Here is a 2,003-nt window from a genome sequence, read left to right on the forward strand (position 1 = left end):
GCCCGCACGTACTCGGCGGCCAGCCTCGCCTTCAGCGCCGCGAACCGGGCCTCCCCCCGGGCGACCTCGGCCAGACCGTCCAGGCACGCCTCCGCCACAGCCCGCAACGGATCAGCGTCCCGCCACGGATCGTTTCCGGCCAAGGGCCCCGCCCCGATCAAAGCAGTAAGCGCAGCAGCGGACGCGGCGACGGCCGCCACCGCCTCCCCAATCTCCGCACTCAAAACCACACTGCTTTCCATACCCAAACTTTACGAGGAGGCACTGACGTTAAAGACGTGACCGGGTCTGCTAGCCGGTCGGTCCTCGGTGCGCTCTAGCGGGCCCGCCATCGAGCGCCGTCGCGGTCACCAATAGTGCGCGACGTCGATCACGAGCCGGGTACCGGCGTCGGGCCCGGCCAGGGTGAAGGCCCGGAACGGCAGCCGCGCCCGGACGCCGACTCCCAGGCTGGTGTAGCCCTCGAAGCTGCCAGCCCACGCCACCTGACGGAACGTCTGATAACCGCCCACGTTACTCACTTCACTCTTGTCACCCGGCGCGTAAGTAGGATGGYCGGCGTCGTCGTAGGCGGGCGCGTTGACGGTGAGCTGGAGGAAAGCCTGGCCCCGCAGCGGGATGGGCAAACCGGCACCGTCCTGCACCACCTGGGGAACATAGCGCACCGTGTAGCCTGCAGCAGGTCCGTTGAGGTCAATGACGAGGCGGTCAAAACAATAGTGCTGGCCGGTCCGGACGTTGACCACCTTCGCCTGGCTCATGGCTGCGTCGGCTTTCGCCAGCGATCCCCACACGAGCCCGCAGTACGGCGCGGCAACGGCAGGCCCGGGCGCCAGCAGCCCCAGCCCTGCGACCGTCAGCACGGCCACCATCCAGACGGTTAGCTTCTTCCCAGGAATTCGCCTCACTCGGGCCGCCCCCTCAAGTCATCCAGACAACTCAAGCGTAGGAGCGCGCACGCCCGTTGACGAGGGCCGGAGCCGGATCGGCGTCCAACCGTTAGCCGGACTCCGTCCAGATCACAAAATCGGTACTGGATATCGGTCTTGGGGCCACGCGGCCCGGATACGGCAAAGCGCCGGTTCCCGTAGGAATCCGGCGCTTTGCATGGGATAAATCGAAACTCTCGAAACGAGCCCGGCGACGCGGGCTGGCACGCGGCGGAAGGCTGTTTAGCCTTCGCAGTCGCGGCAGTACTTCATGCCGTTCTTTTCCTTGGCGACCTGGGACCGGTGGCGGACCAGGAAGCAGGAGGAGCAGGTGAATTCATCGGACTGCTCGGGAACAACAATGACAGTCAGTTCTTCGCCGGAGAGATCGGCGCCCGGAAGGTCGATGCCTTCGGCGGTGTCGTTCTCGTCGACGTCGATAACAGCGGTCTGGGCGCCGCCGCCACGGGACGCCTGGAGGGCCTCCAAAGATTCAGCGGGAGACTCTTCTTCTGTCTTGCGTGGGGCGTCGTAATCGGTAGCCATAGCGGGGTTCACTTTCGTTGCTGCGCTGCGCCATTTCAGGCACCTCAGTGAAGCAGTTTAGGGCATCAAGCTAGGAGTTGAAGAATACTGTGTTTAAAGCGACATTCGACGTCGCCCCGCTCAGCGAACCTGGAGGTAACCATGGCTACCAAACTCAACAAAAAGGCCCTCGCCCACGCACGTCAACTGATCAAGGACGGGAAAGTCCAGCGCGATACCCGGGACGACTGGAGCGAGCACGCGCCGTCGGCCGAGCAGGAGAACAAGTTCATCGAAAAGAGCGGATTCGCGGAGTTCGCCAACTGGCATCTTGGGCTGGACGCCGACGCTTCCAAGGGGACCAAGGGCAGCGTCACGTTCCCCTTCGGCGATTTCAAGAAAATCCACCGTTGCGCCGTTGTGTCGCTGGAGAGCCGGGCCGCGCAGCATGGGCACGACGACATCGCCGAAGCAGCCAAGAAGCTGCTCGAAGAGATCGACGCCGACTAGGCCCGCGCGGCGGTGCCGCTGCCCGACCGGCGGCATCAG

At 64.6% G+C, this 2,003-nt stretch carries 3 protein-coding genes and 1 pseudogene; 1 reads left to right on the forward strand and 3 read right to left on the reverse strand.

What is annotated here, in order from left to right:
- The 3 genes and pseudogenes from AB4Y86_RS17670 to AB4Y86_RS17680 all read right to left on the reverse strand — a co-directional run.
- Positions 1–224: pseudogene (locus AB4Y86_RS17670) on the reverse strand (HNH endonuclease signature motif containing protein); the annotation flags it as partial.
- Positions 225–347: 123 nt separating this feature from the next.
- Positions 348–872: an AMIN-like domain-containing (lipo)protein gene (locus tag AB4Y86_RS17675; RefSeq protein ID WP_441403462.1), complete on the reverse strand. Its 525-nt coding sequence runs from the start codon at positions 870–872 to the stop codon at positions 348–350.
- Between the two features lie 300 nt (positions 873–1,172).
- Positions 1,173–1,475: a DUF4193 domain-containing protein gene (locus tag AB4Y86_RS17680; protein WP_056424304.1), complete on the reverse strand. Its 303-nt coding sequence runs from the start codon at positions 1,473–1,475 to the stop codon at positions 1,173–1,175.
- Positions 1,476–1,616: 141 nt separating this feature from the next.
- On the opposite strand from AB4Y86_RS17680, the gene AB4Y86_RS17685 reads away from it, so the two are divergent.
- Positions 1,617–1,964, forward strand: coding sequence for a hypothetical protein (locus tag AB4Y86_RS17685; protein WP_441403461.1), 348 nt, complete (start codon positions 1,617–1,619; stop codon positions 1,962–1,964).
- The last annotated feature ends 39 nt before the right edge of the window (positions 1,965–2,003 follow it).

This window comes from Arthrobacter sp. 2YAF22_2, from assembly GCF_052114645.1.
Classification (GTDB): domain Bacteria; phylum Actinomycetota; class Actinomycetes; order Actinomycetales; family Micrococcaceae; genus Arthrobacter.